General features: G+C 48.8%; 19 protein-coding genes. 12 read left to right on the top strand and 7 right to left on the bottom strand.

From position 1 onward, the window contains the following. Nucleotides 1-128: 128 nt before the first annotated feature. Nucleotides 129-524 carry a hypothetical protein gene (locus tag ACO6VG_RS16090; protein WP_422474701.1) on the top strand — a complete coding sequence of 132 codons (396 nt, stop codon included), beginning with the start codon at nt 129-131 and terminating at the stop codon, nt 522-524. Between the two features lie 193 nt (nt 525-717). Here ACO6VG_RS16090 and ACO6VG_RS16085 read toward each other — a convergent pair whose 3' ends face one another. From ACO6VG_RS16085 to ACO6VG_RS16075, 3 genes are all read right to left on the bottom strand, one after another. Continuing rightward, nucleotides 718-1701: a transposase gene (locus tag ACO6VG_RS16085; protein WP_422474700.1), complete on the bottom strand. Its 984-nt coding sequence runs from the start codon at nt 1699-1701 to the stop codon at nt 718-720. Between the two features lie 96 nt (nt 1702-1797). Then, entirely contained in the window at nt 1798-2085 is a 288-nt protein-coding gene (locus ACO6VG_RS16080; protein ID WP_422133231.1) for a helix-turn-helix domain-containing protein, read from the bottom strand. A 79-nt stretch (nt 2086-2164) separates the two neighbouring features. After that, nucleotides 2165-2320, bottom strand: coding sequence for a hypothetical protein (locus ACO6VG_RS16075; RefSeq protein ID WP_422474698.1), 156 nt, complete (start codon nt 2318-2320; stop codon nt 2165-2167). Between the two features lie 679 nt (nt 2321-2999). Between ACO6VG_RS16075 and ACO6VG_RS16070 the strand changes: the two genes are divergently transcribed. The 10 genes from ACO6VG_RS16070 (at nt 3000) to ACO6VG_RS16025 (ending at nt 13089) form a co-directional block, all read left to right on the top strand. After that, a complete protein-coding gene (locus ACO6VG_RS16070; protein WP_422474696.1) occupies nt 3000-3320 on the top strand; it encodes a hypothetical protein in 321 nt (106 codons plus the stop codon). Between the two features lie 722 nt (nt 3321-4042). Next, nucleotides 4043-5485 carry a cytochrome-c oxidase, cbb3-type subunit I gene (gene ccoN / locus ACO6VG_RS16065; protein WP_422133228.1) on the top strand — a complete coding sequence of 481 codons (1443 nt, stop codon included), beginning with the start codon at nt 4043-4045 and terminating at the stop codon, nt 5483-5485. Between the two features lie 15 nt (nt 5486-5500). After that, on the top strand, nt 5501-6112 hold the full coding sequence (gene ccoO / locus ACO6VG_RS16060; RefSeq protein WP_422133227.1) for a cytochrome-c oxidase, cbb3-type subunit II: 612 nt from the start codon (nt 5501-5503) through the stop codon (nt 6110-6112). Nucleotides 6113-6117: 5 nt separating this feature from the next. After that, entirely contained in the window at nt 6118-6330 is a 213-nt protein-coding gene (locus ACO6VG_RS16055; RefSeq protein WP_422133226.1) for a cbb3-type cytochrome oxidase subunit 3, read from the top strand. Then, nucleotides 6330-7250, top strand: a complete 921-nt coding sequence (gene ccoP / locus ACO6VG_RS16050) for a cytochrome-c oxidase, cbb3-type subunit III (protein WP_422133225.1) — start codon at nt 6330-6332, stop codon at nt 7248-7250. Before ACO6VG_RS16055 ends, ccoP begins: the two co-directional genes overlap by 1 nt. 363 nt (nt 7251-7613) lie before the next feature. Then, nucleotides 7614-9014: a cytochrome c oxidase accessory protein CcoG gene (gene ccoG / locus ACO6VG_RS16045; protein WP_422133224.1), complete on the top strand. Its 1401-nt coding sequence runs from the start codon at nt 7614-7616 to the stop codon at nt 9012-9014. An 18-nt stretch (nt 9015-9032) separates the two neighbouring features. Continuing rightward, the gene (locus ACO6VG_RS16040) at nt 9033-9611 is read left to right on the top strand and encodes a FixH family protein (protein ID WP_422133223.1); all 579 of its coding nucleotides are present in this window, start codon (nt 9033-9035) and stop codon (nt 9609-9611) included. Nucleotides 9612-9630: 19 nt separating this feature from the next. Further along, on the top strand, nt 9631-12129 hold the full coding sequence (locus tag ACO6VG_RS16035; protein ID WP_422137613.1) for a heavy metal translocating P-type ATPase: 2499 nt from the start codon (nt 9631-9633) through the stop codon (nt 12127-12129). Between the two features lie 6 nt (nt 12130-12135). Beyond that, nucleotides 12136-12309 (top strand): cbb3-type cytochrome oxidase assembly protein CcoS, encoded by a 174-nt coding sequence (gene ccoS, locus ACO6VG_RS16030; RefSeq protein ID WP_422133221.1) that lies wholly within the window; start codon nt 12136-12138, stop codon nt 12307-12309. Between the two features lie 66 nt (nt 12310-12375). Next, a complete protein-coding gene (locus tag ACO6VG_RS16025; RefSeq protein ID WP_422133220.1) occupies nt 12376-13089 on the top strand; it encodes a sulfite exporter TauE/SafE family protein in 714 nt (237 codons plus the stop codon). Nucleotides 13090-13108: 19 nt separating this feature from the next. Here ACO6VG_RS16025 and ACO6VG_RS16020 read toward each other — a convergent pair whose 3' ends face one another. The 4 genes from ACO6VG_RS16020 to ACO6VG_RS16005 all read right to left on the bottom strand — a co-directional run bounded on the left by ACO6VG_RS16020 (nt 13109) and on the right by ACO6VG_RS16005 (nt 15935). Next, a complete protein-coding gene (locus ACO6VG_RS16020) occupies nt 13109-13669 on the bottom strand; it encodes a DUF3605 domain-containing protein (RefSeq protein ID WP_422137612.1) in 561 nt (186 codons plus the stop codon). 120 nt (nt 13670-13789) lie between these two features. Beyond that, nucleotides 13790-14002 (bottom strand): hypothetical protein, encoded by a 213-nt coding sequence (locus ACO6VG_RS16015; protein WP_422133218.1) that lies wholly within the window; start codon nt 14000-14002, stop codon nt 13790-13792. Between the two features lie 108 nt (nt 14003-14110). Continuing rightward, nucleotides 14111-14704 (bottom strand): hypothetical protein, encoded by a 594-nt coding sequence (locus ACO6VG_RS16010; RefSeq protein ID WP_422137611.1) that lies wholly within the window; start codon nt 14702-14704, stop codon nt 14111-14113. Nucleotides 14705-14912: 208 nt separating this feature from the next. Further along, nucleotides 14913-15935 (bottom strand): hypothetical protein, encoded by a 1023-nt coding sequence (locus tag ACO6VG_RS16005; RefSeq protein ID WP_422474694.1) that lies wholly within the window; start codon nt 15933-15935, stop codon nt 14913-14915. A 405-nt stretch (nt 15936-16340) separates the two neighbouring features. Here ACO6VG_RS16005 and hemN point away from each other — a divergent pair, with 405 nt between their 5' ends. Then, nucleotides 16341-17732: an oxygen-independent coproporphyrinogen III oxidase gene (hemN, locus tag ACO6VG_RS16000; protein WP_422409099.1), complete on the top strand. Its 1392-nt coding sequence runs from the start codon at nt 16341-16343 to the stop codon at nt 17730-17732. Nucleotides 17733-17826: the final 94 nt, after the last annotated feature.

The raw sequence follows: 17826 nt of genomic DNA, 5'->3' as shown, positions 1-17826 counted from the left end.
GATAGAGTAATGAGTTGGAATTATCAAGGACTATATCCATGCATTTACCACCAATCTCCTCACAGCCAAAGCACATCTCGGCAGATACGACTTGCCAGGCGGGCCCGTGCCCGAAAATTACCAAGCGGTTGCCTGTAGATGACACTCTTTCAGATGAGCAACAGAGCCTTCATCCCATAAAAACAAGAAAAATAACAACCCTGGAAAAACCAGCAGGCTATTTCACCGTTGGCGAAAAATACAAAATATCATTAATGGAAGATTACCTGCACGGAAACACTCAGTACTTCAGTGACGATGACTGGCTCTATCTGATAATAAAAATGGGTAAGAGGATTATCAACAGAAAAAAACAGGAAGCATTTCAAAAAGAATCCAGTAGAACAAAAAAAGAGTGTTTTTTAATAAAAATGACCAAATTACAAATATTGAGATACAAAATTGAAGATGTAGTTCATCATTCGCACTTAAAAGAGAAAGAGAATAAGACACCCATAAAAAAAAAGAGAATAAGACACCCATAAAAAATAAGACATTCAAAAACTGTAACCCCAAAAAGGATCAGAAAATCTATCTTCAAGTAGCGTATCAATGAGACACACAGCGCCATCCAACGAACAGAGGCTGTCCAAGCCATAATTCAGACAATGCAAATCCATTCTGACATACGTCGAAGAGATAAAGAGAGCGTCTTTGACTTCTTAACTGACTTCTACGCTAACCTGTCAGGTACAAACGACTGCAGGCGTTTAAACCTCGAAGCCACTTCTGTCCGGCTTCAAGTGCAAAGGCCTTCATCGCTTCCAGACGGCCAACTGCCCGATAAAAACGATTATTCCATTGCATGGTTTTCAGCCACTCATCCGGATCAATGTCCAACCTTTGAAGAATCGGAGGGGTGCACGACGGGATGGAACCTTTCTTATCTGTCCTGACAATGCGGCTACTCCAGTCAACCAGTTCCAGATAGTCGTGAAGAAGGTAGGGAAGGGCAACGTTCGTATTCTGGCCCTGCGAACAAAAAGGTTTCAGGGTCAGCGGCTGTTTTTTAGTCTCAGAATGTGTAACCTGCTCCACGCGTTCCTGAATCGACGTGTAGTCGGACTCTTCGGGTGTTTCTACCTTTCCAGCCCGAATCGGATTCAAGTCAACATAGGTCATGCAGGTCAGTAACGCTGCTTCGTCCAGCAATGCCTGGCTTTTAAAGCGACCTTCCCAGAAGCGTCCTTTACACTCGTCTTCTTTGTTGGCCTTACGAGCAAGACATTCATTCAGGCAGCGCATAAACCAGCTGATATCCGTTAAACGACGCCGGTATTCCTCAGCATATTCATCAATACGGGCCAATTCAGCGCTGCCCAGTTTGTCAGCAGCCAAATACCTTTGCACCAGAAGTGGACCCGTAAACAAGGTCGTCCAACGATGAAGCACTTCGTCCCGTGACCAGCCTCTGGCAGATGACTGATTGATGTGCAAAACCACATGATAATGATTCGACATGACAGCGTAAGCGCAGACTTCGATAGCAAAGACTGAAACCAGTTCCCGGAGTTTATCCACCACCCACTGGCGGCGATGCTCGTAGTTCTTGCCAGTCAGGTGGTTATCTCCACAGAGGTAAGCCTGACGAACACATCTTGCCATGCAGTGGTAATAAGGCGTTGAACTGGGGTCAATCAGAGTATTGCGGGCCTGAGCCATGGACTCACCTGTCCTGGTAAAAAATCAGTGATGGATGAAAAAGTAGACCAGGTGGATGATAAAGCAAATTTATGGATGTCTATTTTACTTTATGGGTTAGCGTAACTCTTGAAATACTTCAGGACACTGCTCTGCTATTCTGAGCAAGGCTTTTGCCGGACCTTGTGGCGTTCTACGGCCTTGCTCCCAGTCTTGAATGGTTCTGATACTCACTCCCATGAAACCAGCAAATGCTGATTGTGAAAGTTGTAATTTTTGTCGAATTTCTTTGGCTGGAGATGGCTCTGAAAGAGTAGAAGTTTTCAACTTTCCCTTACCTGATTTAAAAGCCTTAATTTCTTCTATACCATCAAGAATTTCTTGGCCGATATCACGATCATTCATTTACGATAGCCTCCGCAATCTTTCTAAGTATGTGGCCGGGTATAGAGGCTTGTTCAGACTTACTGTACATTGTGAGCATTCATATTTCATGGTCACTCTTTTTCCAGTAATAAATTACTCTAACGCCAACACTTTTACCTTTGCCTTCTGGTGCCCAACGTACTTTACGGACACCTCCGCTACCACGAACAATGTCACCAGAATCAGGTTTCTCCTGAAGGTGCCATTGCAACATTCTGTATTCATCATCTGACAAATAATAAGAGAGTATCTTGGTAAATTTACTTGTTTCGATGAAAATCATAGATTAGAAGTATACGGCATTGCCGTATTTTGTCAAATTCACCTATTTTAATGGCTCTATTCCTGAAGAAAACAAATTTATGGGTGTCATTTTTTCTGAAGAAAACAAATTTATGGGTGTCATTTTTTTTAGGAAGCCAATGGCCTGGACAAATGCCCGGATAAAGGCATTGTAGGCTTTAAGCGGTACGTTGCGCTGCTGTTGTTGCCAGCAATCTAAAGCGATTAGGTAAAATTCTTCTGAGTAGAGATCGTCAATAGCTTTCCAGCCTGTTACCGGTCAGTTTTTGTTTTATCGTGCTATGCATGAGGGTTTTGCACGATTTGGAAAGGGTGTTTTTGTTTATATTCCACACAAATGAGTATAAGAAATAGCCTTTGCTTGCCGTAGCAGTAAAGTTCAGTCGCTATGAATGGATGTCAGTCAGAATTCGCTGTGAATTTTCTGGGTTTTCTGACAGGCACCGCATAGAACCTCATTAGAAATAGTCTATTGGTCCGCTATGCAGCCGTATGAAATGACGGAGGATTTTTTTATTTCAAGACATGATCATAAGTACCAGAACTATTTCTCACATATCAAGCAGAATAAAAGACCTGATCCAGAGATAATGAAAACTTCAAAGGAAATCCATAATGATTCACTTTCTCATAAAGCGGACGATGATAGAAATCATGATTTTGGACTTGCACATATGTTTGGCTTTTTTCCCTTACAGGCCTTTATAAAAGGGCTGTGCAAATTATCTATAAACATTCTGGAACAGCAATCACCTACTCACTCTGATGAATACGAACAGTTCAGTTCAATAGCCATCTGGGTTGTTATGCGGCTACTGGCGTTTCTTCCAGCAATAGTCAGATCTCATGCAGAGCAGACTTTTGTGCTTCTGGCTTCTGCTAACACTGACACAAAACTGAACATCCTCTGACAATGGCAGAAATTGACAGCAATGACCCATCTTACTCGTCTGATACAGCCCTGACCCCATGGCGATCCTGACAGACTCTATACAAAACAGGCCATCACAAAAGATTTCAATACATAGCAGCCAGTCATACCCAAAAAGCATTAGCAGGCCAAGTAATATTTCTGTATGATTGCGACGGGTTTGGCGGTATCACAAAACTCTGCCAACCGATAAGGACCGGATAATAACCAGAAGTGTGCAAGATCAGGACTATCGGATCAGGATCAAAACACTCGGAGTCTGAAGGTAATAGGTCAGTCCCAAGTCATTCAGCCAGAGCCTGAGGATCTCTGTCAGGTAATGAATTTGACAACTGTCTTATATCAAACACTCGCGAGCGCAGCTTTTTGGCCGCCCTCATGAGCGCAACGTTCCGACTCAACTCGTTAACTGCATTTTTACTAACAAAAAATTTGCAGGAAGCACGGCCTTACGTAAACCCGGGGGAGCTGGCCAGTAGCAAAGAATATCTGGCCTGAAATCCAGTAAAACAGTTTCACCTTTACTTTTCAGAAGACTTTGGCGACCAGATAGCCTTGGCCTGACTCTGAAAACACTGCGCCCAGTGTCAAAGTGAATACCAAAATTGGAATGTGTTACTGGATTTTCGGTCAAAGTTGCAAAGCCTCAGGTTATCTCCAAGTCGTAATAATTGTTAGCAGAACCCGAAGGTAACACGGAGCATGAGCACTGCAACGATACAGCCAACCTATAACTATAAGGTTGTCAGGCAGTTTGCCATCATGGCGGTGGTTTGGGCCGTCGTCGGGATGGGGATGGGACTGTTCATCGCTACCCAGATGGTATTCCCTGAACTGAATCTTGATCTACCCTGGACCAGTTTTGGCAGACTGAGACCCTTACACACAAACGCCGTTATTTTTGCATTTGGAGGCTGCGTCCTTTTCGCCACCTCTTACTATGTCGTTCAGAGAACCTGTCAGGCTCCACTGGCCATGCCCGGACTGGCATCTTTTACTTTCTGGGGTTGGCAGCTGGTGATTGTCCTGGCCGCTATTACCTTGCCTATGGGCATGACTTCTTCAAAGGAATATGCCGAACTGGAATGGCCCATCGATATCCTGATTGCCATTGTCTGGGTAAGCTACGCGATTGTCTTCTTTGCCACAATCATGAAACGTAAAGCCAGGCACATCTATGTTGCCAACTGGTTCTTCGGTGCCTTTATCATTACTGTTGCGATCCTGCATATTGTCAACAGCGCCTCTGTACCCGTCACCCTGACCAAGTCTTACTCTGCTTACGCTGGCGCTATGGATGCCATGATTCAGTGGTGGTACGGACACAATGCAGTAGGCTTCTTCCTGACCGCTGGCTTCCTGGGAATGATGTACTACTTCGTACCCAAACAAGCTGAGCGTCCGGTATACTCTTACCGCCTGTCTATCGTGCACTTCTGGGCTCTGATCGCCATCTACATCTGGGCGGGCCCACACCACCTGCATTACACCGCACTGCCCGACTGGGCCCAGAGCCTGGGTATGGTAATGTCCCTGATTCTGCTGGCTCCATCCTGGGGAGGCATGATCAACGGCATCATGACCCTGTCCGGCGCCTGGCACAAACTGCGCACCGATCCAATTCTGCGTTTCCTGGTGGTATCCCTGTCCTTCTACGGTATGTCGACCTTTGAAGGCCCTATGATGGCCATCAAGACAGTCAACGCTCTGTCTCACTACACCGACTGGACGATCGGTCATGTCCACTCCGGCGCACTGGGCTGGGTAGCCATGGTCTCCTTCGGCTCCCTGTACCACCTGATTCCCAAGGTGTGTGGTCGTGAACAGATGTACAGTGTTGGCCTGATCAACGCTCACTTCTGGCTGGCTACTATCGGAACCGTTCTATACGTTGTGGCTATGTGGGTCAACGGCATTACCCAGGGCCTGATGTGGAGAGCTGTAAACAACGACGGCACCCTGACCTACAGCTTCCTCGAGTCTGTAACCGCCAGCCACTTTGGCTACGTTGTCCGTGCAATCGGTGGCGCCTTCTTCGTAGCAGGTGTTCTGATCATGGCTTACAACTTATACCGCACTGTCAGACAGGGCAGTGAAAACCAGCAGGAAGGTGAAGTTCAGGCGTCACCTGTACAGACGGCCTGACCGGGGGAGTTCACCATGAAAAAACATGATTTAGTTGAAAAAAATCTTGGTTTAATGGTGGCACTGATCGTAGTAGCCATCAGCTTTGGCGGCCTCGTTGAGATTGTGCCACTGTTCTTCCAGAAAACCACCACTGAGCCGGTGGCAGGCCTGAAGCCTTACAACGCCCTTCAACTGGAAGGTCGTGACATCTACATTCGCGAAGGCTGTGTAGGCTGTCACTCACAAATGGTTCGCCCCTTGCGCGCTGAAGTAGAGCGTTACGGTCACTACTCTGTAGCCGGCGAATCTGTCTACGACCATCCCTTCCTGTGGGGCTCTAAACGAACAGGCCCGGACCTGGCCCGAGTTGGTGGTCGTTACTCTGACGAGTGGCACCGTGCCCACCTGAACAACCCCAGAGATGTTGTGCCCGAGTCCATCATGCCATCTTATCCATGGCTGAATGAAAACGTTCTGGACGGCAAACTGACCGGCAAGAAAATGGAAGTTCTGAGAAGCCTGGGCGTACCCTACACCGATGATGACATTGAAGGTGCAGCTGCCGCTGTCAAGGGTCACTCTGAAATGGACGCCGTAGTGGCTTATCTGCAGTCACTGGGCACCGCTCTCCAGAACAAACGGTGACACTCATGGATATTAATGATCTGAGAGGACTGTCCACTGTGTTAGCCATGCTCGCCTTTGTGGGGGTTTGTTTCTGGGCGTACAGTGGCCATAAAAAGCGCGACTTTAATGAAGCGGCATCATTGCCGTTTGCAGATGACGAAGCTCATATAAATACGCAACACGCCAGTGGCATAGCAAATACTGAGCACGCAGACAAGGACAAAGGGGCCATATAATGATGAGTAGTTTCTGGAGTGGATGGGTCGTCATCCTTACTCTGGCCTGCCTGGCATTTGTAATCTATGTGCTGTTTACTACCTGGAAGCAGCAGCGCGAAGAGACAACGACTGAAACCACCGGGCACGCCTACGACGGTATCGAAGAGCTGGATAATCCCATGCCTAAATGGTGGCTGGCTTTGTTTGTCGCCACCTTCATCTTTTCTGCTGTTTACCTGGCTCTCTACCCAGGTCTGGGAAACTGGAAGGGCTTTCTGGGCTGGACTTCTACGGGTGAACTGGAACGTCACCAGCTAAAACATGATCGCCGTTATCAGCCACTGTTTGCCCAGTACGCTGATACTCCGATCGAAGAGCTGGTTAAGAACCCTAAAGCCGTCAAGATGGGTGAGCGTATCTTCCTGAACAACTGTGCCTTGTGTCACGGAAGTGATGCCGCCGGTGCTTTTGGCTTCCCGAACCTGACCGACAATGCCTGGCTCTATGGTGGCACGGCTGACGCCATCACCACCACGATCATGGAAGGCCGCAACGGGCAGATGCCTGCCTGGGGTGCGGTGATTGGAGAGAAAGGTGTTCGTGACGTTGCCACTTTCATCCGTGCTAATGCAGGTCTGATCGACAAGGTAGACACGGCCACAATGACTGCAGGCAAGAAGATTTATGACACGACTTGTGCAGTGTGTCATGGTGCCGACGGCAAAGGTAACCAGACGCTGGGGGCACCCGACCTGACCGATGAGATCTGGCTGTATGGCTCAAGCCAGGCTCAGGTGGAATACACCATTCGCAAAGGTCGTAACGGTGTAATGCCAGCCTGGAAAGACATTCTGGGCAGTGAAAAAGTCCATCTGGTCGCTACCTACGTATTCAGTCTGGACGCAGACAACAAAGACAACGAAGAAGCGCAGGACTAATACCAATCGTGCTTTCTAACTCCCGTGATGAGCATGGAGATTTGAGCCTTAAGACAAGGCGGCGTGAGGAGTCATAGCCTTAGCTATGGCGACGATCGGCAACGCAGGATTAAGGCTCAAATCTTCAGCGCAATAGGGAGTTAGAAAGTTCGATTGGTATAATTACCTTCTGGCACCTTGTCATGAAAACCGCAGTCATCTGGCTGCGGTTTTTTTTATCATGTAAAATAATGCCGAGTTTCCGATAGCATCTTTTATAAGCAATGAAAAACAAATGCCGTTCGAAGGACCGCTTCTCAAATTCATAGGGGAGAATTCGGTTCGCTGGACAGCCTGTATCGACCATCAGGGCAGTGAAGTGAAATGCCAGAGTCAGACCAAAAAATCCAATCCAATGGACCGGAATTGATTGACCTGTATCAAAAACCGGACAAAATCTACACTCGCAGTTTCCAGGGGTATTTTCGCAATCTCAGGCTAGTCGGGGGAGCGCTGTTATTCCTTCTGTATTTCGGCACGGCCTGGCTAAATCTGGATGGCCGACAGGCTGTGCTGTTCGACTTGCCAGAGCGTAAATTTCATATTTTTTCCGCTACTTTCTGGCCGCAGGACTTTATTCTGCTGTCATGGCTCTTGATTATCTGCGCCTTTGGCCTGTTTGCCATAACGGTGTTTGCCGGTCGGATCTGGTGTGGCTACACCTGCCCCCAAAGTGTGTTCACCTGGGTATTTATGTGGGCGGAGAAGATCACAGAAGGTGAACGCAACCAGCGAATACGCAGGGATAAAGGTCCAGTGTCGGCAGAAAAAGTTCTGCGCAAACTGGCAAAGCATGGTATCTGGCTGAGTGTTTCTGTTGCCACGGCTATCACATTTGTCGGGTACTTTACTCCGATTCGGGAACTGGTTCCGAATATTTTGTCCCTGAAGGTAAGCCCCTGGGCGCTTTTCTGGCTGGGCTTCTTCACTCTGGCAACTTACGGCAATGCTGGTTATCTGAGGGAGATGGTCTGCCTGCACATGTGCCCCTATGCACGGTTCCAGAGTGTTATGTTTGACCGGGACACTCTGGTGGTCGCCTACGATCATAACCGTGGTGAAAACCGGGGCTCTCGCAAAAAAGGTGTGGACCCCAAAAGCCAGGGACTGGGTGACTGTATTGACTGCAGCGTCTGTGTACAGGTCTGTCCGACCGGTATTGATATCAGGAACGGGCTGCAGATCGGCTGCATAGGCTGTGCGGCCTGCATCGATGCCTGCGACAGCATTATGGACAAGATGGGCTACGAAAAAGGCCTGATCCGCTACACCACAGATAATGAGCTTTCAGGTAAGAAAACCCGTTTCGTACGTCCCAGGCTGATCGCTTACACCACTGCCCTGCTAGCAATGATCGGATTGTTCATAGGAAGCCTGAACAATCGCTCGGCACTGGAACTGGACATTCTCAGAGACCGCAATCAGCTTTATCGCACCACTTCTGATGGCAGCATTGAAAATACCTATATCCTCAAACTGGCTAACAAGGATCAGCGCCCGCTGACCATGACCGTCAGTGTCAGGGACATAGGGGATCTGAGTACCAAAGGCGATATGAGCTTTACGGTCAATGCTGGCGAAGTTGCGCAACACGTAGTTCGACTGGTGTTGCCTGCGGGTTCTATCGATTCCGGCAGCCGCGATATTGAATTTATAATCAGCAGCGATCAGCCGGATATTGAGCCTGTGAGTGCCGAAAGCCGATTCCTTGCTCCGCAAATCTGAAGACAGGTAATAACGATTATGAGCCTTGTGAAGAATGAACCCGTCACCCGCTGGTACCAGGAACCCTGGGTATGGGGAATTCTGGGAGTACTGGCCGTCACCTTTGTCTGGGGCAGCTACCGGACCTACTATGCGTTCAAGATTCAGGACAGTGTGGTGGTCGATGACTACTACAAAACAGGTAAACAGATCAATGAAGACCTCACCCGTGATCACAACGCCAGGGACTATGGCATTCGTGCCAACCTGCTGATTGATGACCTGACAGGAGAGGTCCGAATCACCCTGAAGGGCGACATCAGTGAGTGGCCCAAACAATTAAAACTGAGCCTGCTTTCTCCGGTATTCGCCGATCAGGACAAGGTCATCATGGTCAACCGTTCCATCTCTGGTGATCAGTCCACCCAGATCTATGTGGGCCAGGTTGATGAAGCGGTTGAGGGGAAAACCTATGTCCAGCTGGAAACACTGGATGAACTGATTCCTGAAGTCGGTTACGAAACAGGCTGGCGCCTGAATCAGCCTCTGATGCTGAAAGCCGGTGTTGTCAGCGCGCTGCTGCCACGTGGTAGCTCAAAAGCCAGCTCTGAACCCTGAAGCATTTTGGATTGAGTGGATGAGTAAACATTCTGAAAGTTGCCACTGTTTCCATTGTCACCTGCCTATCGAAGGGACTCCGCCTTACACGGCGATGGTTGAAGATGTAGAACAGCCTATGTGCTGCCCTGGCTGCAAGATGGTGACTGAAGCCATCATTGCCGGCGGTCTGGACAGCTATTACCAGCACCGCACCGATCCCGGTCTGCAAGCCAATGCACTCAGTCAGCGACTGGAAGAAGAACTCCGGCTCTACGACCGGGATGACATTCAGCAGGACTTTGTGATCCGCAATGGCGATTCTGAAAGACAGGCCAGCCTATTGATAGAAGGCATCACCTGTGCTGCCTGTATCTGGCTGCTGGAGAGTCATATTGGCCTGATCGAGGGTGTGGAAAACGTCACTGTTAACCTGAGTACTCATGAAGCCCAGATCAGCTGGAATAATGAACAGGTTCCACTCAGCGATATTCTGATCGCCATTCACCAGATTGGTTACAAGGCCTACCCCTGGCGAGCGGATCGTCAGGAAGCCATGCTCAAGAAAGAGAACCGCGTATTTATACGACGCCTCGCCATTGCCGGTATTGGCACCATGCAGGTCATGATGTATGCCATCGCGCTATACTCCGGAGCGATCAGTAATGACATGACGGCCCCCTATCGGGATCTGATCCGATACATCAGTGCCCTGGTGGCCACTCCGGTGATACTCTACTCTGCTGCACCTTTCTTTAAAGCAGCTCTGCGAGATGTCCGTACCCGTCATCTCAGCATGGATGTACCGGTCTCCATTGCCATCGGTGGCGCCTATGTTGCCAGCCTCTGGGCAACGGTAAACGGCAGTGGCGAAGTGTATTTCGACTCGGTTTCAATGTTTACTTTCTTCCTGCTGACCGGTCGCTATCTGGAACTCCGTGCAAGACACTCAACCTCACGGGCAGCCCGGGCCCTCAGCAACCTGCTGCCCTCCAGCTGCCTGAAAAAAGACGGTGATAAGTATGTTCGAGTCCCTCTTCAAGATCTGAAACCCAAAGACTATGTTCGGGTATTGCCCGGTGATTCCATCCCGGCTGATGCCGTTATAGTGCAGGGAAGCAGCAGTGTCGATGAGTCCATGCTGACCGGCGAATATCTGCCAATAGCCCGCAGCAAAGGTGAATCAGTAATGGGAGGCAGCCTTAATATCGACAACGCCCTTGAAATTGAAATCACTCATGTGGGCGAAGAAACCCGGATGTCTGCGATTCTCCGACTGCTAAAACATGCCCAGCAGGACAAACCTGCCATTGCCCGACTGGCAGATCGTGTTGCCGGTTACTTTGTAGCTTCGGTACTGGTGACCGCAACGGTCGTTTACTTTTACTGGTCCGGTGTTGCAGCGGAAGAAGCGTTCTGGATCACCCTGTCGGTACTGGTCGTCACTTGCCCCTGTGCACTCTCTCTGGCAACGCCAACGGCTCTGACGGCAGCAACAGGCTATTTGCATAAATTAGGATTCCTGGTTACCCGGGGTCATGTACTCGAAGGTCTGGGCAAAATCACCCACATTGTTTTTGATAAAACCGGCACCTTGACCCAGGGCCGTTTAAGAATGGAAGGCATTTATCCCGTTGCCGACTGCCAGTATTCTGAAGATAATTTGCTCGCCATTGCTTCAGCCATTGAAGCGCATTCGGAACACCCGATTGCCAGAGCTTTTGCCGTCGCCACTGACCTCAGGGCTGAAGAGGTCGTCAGTCATACCGGACGGGGCATTGAAGCGAGAGTGGCTGCAAATTACTACAAAATTGGTCGTCCCGATTTTTGTTGTCAAACAAATAGACCGGCACCTCCGGAGCAGCAAGGACAATGGTTACTGATGTCCGAGAATGACTTGCCACTGTGCTGGTTTAAAGTGGCAGACAGTCTCAGACCCGAAGCGGCCCGTGTCATTGCTCAGTTAAAAGAATCCGGTTTCAGGGTTACACTGCTCAGTGGTGATCAGGAGCCGGTGGTAGCAGCTGTCTCCCGACAATTAGCCATAGAACAATGGCACTCTCAGGCCAGTCCGGATGACAAACTGCAATTTATTCGTCAGCGACAAGCTGATGGCGAACATGTTCTGATGGTGGGCGATGGTATTAATGACGTACCGGTTCTGGCCGGCGCAGACATCTCTCTGGCCATGGGCAATGCTTCAGATCTGGCCAAGACCAGTGCCGATGCCGTTCTTCTATCCGATGACCTGAGTCGTCTGATTGACGCCTTTGACCTGGTCAGGCGAACCCGCAAGATCATTCGCCAGAATCTGGCCTGGGCATTTGGCTACAACATGACGGCCCTGCCCCTGGCAGCGGCCGCTATGGTGGCTCCCTGGATGGCTGCGATTGGCATGGCACTGAGTTCTCTGTTGGTAGTAGGCAACGCACTGCGTTTGAGCAAAGACAAAAAGCCTGCTCCCCGGGGAGAACAACTTGCCAGCCGGGATAGTGATCGTGAAAATGCGAATAATCTGCAAGTTGCTGTGAAGGTATAGAGCCCTATGGAAAGCCTGATCATTCTTATCCCTATAGCCGTAGTGTTGATTGCCGTTGCTGTCAGGATATTCCTGTGGGCAGTCGATAATGACCAGTTTGATGATCTGGAAGGGCCCGCCCATAGTATTCTTTTTGACGATGGCCCGCCAAAAGCCAGTCGTCCGTCCAAAAAAGAGTGATCAGAAACAGCCCTGAGCCTATAAAAAGCCCTGAGCATATAAACAACCCTGAGCAGATAGATAGCCATGACCGAAGTACCCACTCTACTAGCCGCAAGCACCCTTGGCTTGCTGGGAAGTACTCACTGCATTGGCATGTGTGGGGGTATCACCTCGGCCCTTAGCCTTTCCCTCAGAGGGCGCTCAAAAGCTGAAACCAGCTGGTTAATGCTGACATATCATGCAGGCCGAATCAGCAGTTATGCTCTGGCGGGCCTGCTACTTGGATTAGTGGGCTGGTTCCTGGGGGATGCCAGCGAAACCCTGCAATCTTCACTTCGAATCATTGCCAGCGCTATGCTGATCGCCATGGGTCTTTATATCACCGGTTGGTGGAAAGGTCTGATGAAAATGGAAAAGCTGGGGCAGCACCTCTGGAAACACATTCAACCGCTCGCCAGCAAACTACTGCCTATTCGCAGCACACCTAATGCTCTGGCCCTGGGTGCCCTTTGGGGTTGGCTTCCCTGTGGATTGGTTTACAGCACACTGATCTGGTCTGCCAGTCAGAATAACCCGACTCAGTCTGCCTTATTGATGGCCGCTTTTGGGCTGGGCACCCTGCCCTCTGTATTTCTGACCGGACTATTTGCAAGACAACTGGCGTCTGTCATACAAGCCAGCCTGACCCGCAATATTGCCGGCATTATGATGATTCTCTTTGGTCTCTACAGTATTCCGGGCCCGCAACAGGGTTGGGTCATGTCCGTACTCTCTGTTGGACACGGCGGGCATTACTGAACGACCAGGGATCCCGCCCTTATTGACCAGACTGCAAGATCTGCTCGACCTGATCAGCAATCTCCTTTGAGTTCACACTCCTGAGGAAGATATGAGCATGAGCCAGACCCGCCACCGTTCGTTTATGGGGCGGATTCACATGGACATACCATTCCAGAGAGTACTTTGACAGTAACTCGCCAAGATTTTTCTTTAACAGCCGGTTTGACTCTTCCTGCAAAAACTCTTCCTGCCAGTCCTTGCCGGATATAAACAGCAACAGATGTACTACGTCGTCTTCCAGCCAATAAGGAAAACTATTCAACGCCAGTCGGCTTTCCAACATACAATGACCATCACTGCATTCCAGCGCCCTTTGCTTTGATAGCTTGAAAATATTCTCCAGAACAGCAGTTTCAGGCGATTTCCCAGTCAGCTTCAATTGCGTCAGATAGCCAAGGTAAGCCGCCAGCTGGCCAGGACTTCTTCGGGTATCAATATGGCCTGACTGAATCTCTTGCCAGGTAATCACTCCGGAGAAGGTGACAATACCGAAAAGAACCTTGAACAATGCAAGACTGCAAAGGCCAATAACTCCCAAAATATTCTCTCCCGGTTGAGTCCAATGTTATTTGTTGTCCAGCATAGACTGATTGGGTGCTGTCGGCGCAGAAGTGGATGCTTTGCCGTTGTGATCCTTGGTGAGATTAACCCCATGCTTTCAGGCGCTCTGTGTCCCAGTGTGGGTAGCTAAGTCGTCATTCCCGCGAAGGCGGGAATCCAGCGCCAACAGTGGATCTCTGCCTTCTCGGTGATGACAAGGCCAGGAGGGCACCGGGCAGTATGGTTCTGGTGGTGAGTCAGTGTGGATTCCCGCCTTCGCGGGAATGACGGGAGTAAACTCGTTCCCATGCTGGAAAGAGTTTTGCGACACCCTCTGGAGCGTGGGAACGAGTAAAGAGTAATGAATCGCTCGAGGAAGCAGTGCGATCAATAAACCCCTGTCGCTTTTTGTGCACTTACCTTTCTACAGCAACGTTTTTTACTGATGTGGCTGGGCCGGTCCCGGTTCTCTATAATCGGTCAGATTTTTACTATCATCGTTCAGCCGACGTTTATAAAAGTCCTGCTCCGTTTCAATAAACATTCCATCATAAAAGCCCCGGTTCGTTTCAATAAACATTCCATTAATTGTAGGAAAGATTGTGGGCTCTCCTCCAATTCCAAGAGTTAGGCCCATCATGTTTCCTCCTGAAAAACTATTAGGTGAACTCGAAGATTCACTTAGATAACTATAAGTTGGTGCAGAATAGCCATTGGCCCCCGATTCACAATTCTGCGGTGGTTGAGATTTCGCTCTGGTTGCGGCGCTGCCTGAACCCTGACTTACATCGGCTGCATTTCGGCCTGTAAAATTTGGGATTACTTCCAGACGCTCACAGGTACGTTGAGCACATGAAACAGATTGGAGCGGATCTTGTCTTGTTGGGCTTACATGAGATGAAGGCTCAACCCCAACGAGACTTCGACCATTTGACGTTGTTGTCGAACAGTTATTGGACCCCGCTGCAGTGTATTGCGGCGGTTGAAATTCAGCTCTGGTTGCAGCGCTGCTAGTTGTTGTTCCGTAAGCCATAATCTATCCTCCGTGATAATGAATGGTTTTGGGCAGGCAACGGACATTAAAAGTTCCCGATTACCTGAAGCCCCTTAGACTATTCAACGCAGCAAATCCTTGCTTCGTCGTAAATGGACTATACCCTTCTCGCAAAAGCTTTTTGATGACATAACGGTTAGCCGTTCTAATCAATAGGGCACGCAACAGCCCGTTTTGAGCAGGTGGCTCAATGATTGATCATCTTGAACACCTGCTGACAGAACATATCCAATAAGTCGGGACTTAAAACAATTTTCAACTTATCACGTATATCATCGAGGTTGCCTGATGGGGTGATTTCTAGCCAATCGTCGAGCAATTGACAATTGCTTTCATCCATATTTTTTACAAATTTTTCCAGATAATCATTATCTATATTATCAATCAGACTGCTCCAGTCAGGTGCAATAGTAATACATGGAGTGTAATGATCCTGGGTACTGGAATTCGAATCTTCTTCGTATATGAATGGATGACCACTTTCCAGAATTCCAAATCCAAGGAGTTTATCTATACTGTCCTGCACCCCCATCATAAATGAGTAAAATGCTTTTACCTTTAACTCAGTGTCTGGCTCCAGTGTGTACTCCCTAAGACCTACCCGGAGGCCCCTGACCTCAAAATCCTCTGAATCCTCTGAATCCTCTGAATCCTCTGAATCATCTGAATCCTCTGAACCCTTTGACATTATGTATTCACTGTAACGATTGCCGTTCTCGTCTACTACATCATAGGGTGTCAATAAAAATGGCAGTGCATCTTTATCTTCTTTTAATTGGGATAAATCTTCAGGCTTAAATCTTTCTTCCTCTAACACTAAGTTGGTCATTTCTTGAATAAACTCAGCAGGGATTTTTCCGATTTTTTCAAAAACTTTGCCAGTGCCCTCCGATTCACAATACTGCGATGGTTCTGATTCCGCTGTGGTTGCGACGCTGCTTGCAGCCCGATTTACATCGGTTACATTCTGGCCTGTAAAACTTTGGAGTTCTTCCAACCACTGACAGGTACGTTGATCCAATGAACCACGTTGGCGCAGATCGTATCCTGTTGCGCTTGTACTACTTGTACTAGATGCAGGCTCAACCAGACGTCGACCGTTCGATGTTGTCGCCGGACAAGTATCAGACCCCGCTGAACTGTTCTGCGGCGGTTGAAATTTAGCCCCGGTTGCGGAGCTGTCTGTTGTTGGTGTTAATCCATAAGCCATGATCTATCCTCCGTGATAATTTATAGTGTTAGACAGGCAACGGACATTAAAAGTTCCCGATTGCCTGTATGAACTCTCAGGTTTGCAATGAAGCAAATTCCTTACTTTGCTATCAATTGATTTTAGCCTTCACGCAAAGACCTCTTAATGACATTCCGGTTAGCATTTCTAACGGCCTTTCTCCTGAATCCACAGCCCTAAAGAAAACTTTTTCCATGTCTGCCCCACAGGCGCGAAAGCATGGGAACCGGTATGAATTGCGTCACCTACTTATTGACACACGTCAAATACATTTGGCTTTTTAGTCTTTAAACTGTTAATAAAAGAACCGGTCAATCGGCTGTTTACCTGTATAGTCATCAACAGAGCCCAGCCAGATGAGCTGTAACCAATTCGAGAGATAATATGAGTACAGCCCCCGTATGGGATACAGGTCTGATCAAGAAGTATGACCTCAGTGGCCCAAGATACACATCCTACCCCACTGCCGTTCAGTTTCAGGAGGGGTTTAAACCCGAGCACTATGAATCCAGCGCCCGGGAAAGCAGTGCGACTAATAAACCCCTGTCGCTTTATGTACACATACCTTTCTGCAGCCACGTCTGCTACTACTGTGGCTGCAACAAGATAGTCACCAAACACCGTTCCAAGGCAAAAGACTACCTTGACTACCTGTTTCGCGAGATTGACATGCAAGCCAGTCTGTTTGGCCGGGAGCAGAGAGTCGAACAGCTTCATTTTGGTGGCGGCACTCCGACGTTTCTGAGCCCGGACCAGATTTCTGCGGTGATGGACAAGCTGAGATCCGTCTTCAACTTCAACTGTCAAAGTCATTCGGACTTTTCCATCGAGCTGGACCCTCGCGAGGTGGATTGGGTCATGATGTCTCGCCTGCGTGACGAGGGCTTTAACCGTATCAGTATCGGTGTACAGGATCTGGACGAGAAGGTTCAGAAAGCCATCAACCGGGTGCAACCCGAAGAACAGGTTCAGTCTGTTCTGGATGCCGCCAGAACCATGGCTTTCAAGTCAGTGCATATGGACCTGATTTATGGCCTGCCTCATCAGACCGTCGAAGGTTTTATGAATACCGTGAACCGGGTGATCGAGATGGCACCAGACCGACTGTCATTATTTAACTACGCTCACCTGCCACACCGTTTCAAACCGCAGAGAAGGATCAACGAGGCAGATCTGCCTTCTCCTGAGGAAAAGCTCGACATTCTGCATAAGGCTACCGAGAGGCTGGTGGAGCGCGGCTATGTCTTCATCGGCATGGATCACTTTGCCCTGCCGGATGACGAGCTGGCCATTGCCCAGGAAACAGGCACCCTGCACAGAAACTTCCAGGGTTACACTACACACAGTCACTGCGATCTGATTGCCATGGGCGTCTCTTCTATCAGCAAGGTGGGCGGTGTTTATGCGCAAAACCATGTCAGCATGGAAGCGTATGAAAACTCGATCAATGAAGCCCACCTGCCAATCTACCGTGGTTTGACCATGAATCGTGACGATGAGATTCGCCAGAGTGTCATCAACGAACTGATCTGCCATTTCAAACTGAACTTTGCTGAGGTGGAAGAGCATTATGGCCTCAAGTTCAGTGACTATTTTTCTGATGCACTGGCAGCACTGAAACCTATGGCTGACGATGGTTTGCTTTCTTTGACTGAGCAGGGAATTAAGGTGGAACCCAGGGGCAAAATGCTGATCAGAAACATCTGCATGCAGTTTGATGGTTATTTTAAGCAGCAGATACAACAGCAGCAGAACCTCTATTCAAAGGTTATTTGACACTTTTCGTGTAGAAATGCGGGCAATGCACGATTTCTATTGTTTGGTTATCCTTTTAAAAGCCAGAATAGCCAGACAGCCCGGTTTTTGTGGT

The sequence above is a fragment of the Endozoicomonas sp. ALB032 genome, assembly GCF_049310125.1.
Classification (GTDB): Bacteria; Pseudomonadota; Gammaproteobacteria; order Pseudomonadales; family Endozoicomonadaceae; genus Endozoicomonas_A.
Note: the sequence above shows the minus strand (reverse complement) of the source record. Positions and strands in the feature narration are given on the sequence as shown.

Bases quoted from the DNA above. Each gene is read 5' to 3' on its own strand.
- ACO6VG_RS16085 (WP_422474700.1), bottom strand. From the start codon at position 1,701: ATGGCTCAGGCCCGCAATACTCTGATTGACCCCAGTTCAACGCCTTAT.
- ACO6VG_RS16080 (WP_422133231.1), bottom strand. From the start codon at position 2,085: ATGAATGATCGTGATATCGGCCAAGAAATTCTTGATGGTATAGAAGAA.
- ACO6VG_RS16075 (WP_422474698.1), bottom strand. From the start codon at position 2,320: ATGTTGCAATGGCACCTTCAGGAGAAACCTGATTCTGGTGACATTGTT.
- ACO6VG_RS16070 (WP_422474696.1), top strand. From the start codon at position 3,000: ATGAAAACTTCAAAGGAAATCCATAATGATTCACTTTCTCATAAAGCG.
- ccoN (WP_422133228.1), top strand. From the start codon at position 4,043: ATGAGCACTGCAACGATACAGCCAACCTATAACTATAAGGTTGTCAGG.
- ccoO (WP_422133227.1), top strand. From the start codon at position 5,501: ATGAAAAAACATGATTTAGTTGAAAAAAATCTTGGTTTAATGGTGGCA.
- ACO6VG_RS16055 (WP_422133226.1), top strand. From the start codon at position 6,118: ATGGATATTAATGATCTGAGAGGACTGTCCACTGTGTTAGCCATGCTC.
- ccoP (WP_422133225.1), top strand. From the start codon at position 6,330: ATGATGAGTAGTTTCTGGAGTGGATGGGTCGTCATCCTTACTCTGGCC.
- ccoG (WP_422133224.1), top strand. From the start codon at position 7,614: ATGCCAGAGTCAGACCAAAAAATCCAATCCAATGGACCGGAATTGATT.
- ACO6VG_RS16040 (WP_422133223.1), top strand. From the start codon at position 9,033: ATGAGCCTTGTGAAGAATGAACCCGTCACCCGCTGGTACCAGGAACCC.
- ACO6VG_RS16035 (WP_422137613.1), top strand. From the start codon at position 9,631: ATGAGTAAACATTCTGAAAGTTGCCACTGTTTCCATTGTCACCTGCCT.
- ccoS (WP_422133221.1), top strand. From the start codon at position 12,136: ATGGAAAGCCTGATCATTCTTATCCCTATAGCCGTAGTGTTGATTGCC.
- ACO6VG_RS16025 (WP_422133220.1), top strand. From the start codon at position 12,376: ATGACCGAAGTACCCACTCTACTAGCCGCAAGCACCCTTGGCTTGCTG.
- ACO6VG_RS16010 (WP_422137611.1), bottom strand. From the start codon at position 14,704: ATGGCTTACGGAACAACAACTAGCAGCGCTGCAACCAGAGCTGAATTT.
- ACO6VG_RS16005 (WP_422474694.1), bottom strand. From the start codon at position 15,935: ATGGCTTATGGATTAACACCAACAACAGACAGCTCCGCAACCGGGGCT.
- hemN (WP_422409099.1), top strand. From the start codon at position 16,341: ATGAGTACAGCCCCCGTATGGGATACAGGTCTGATCAAGAAGTATGAC.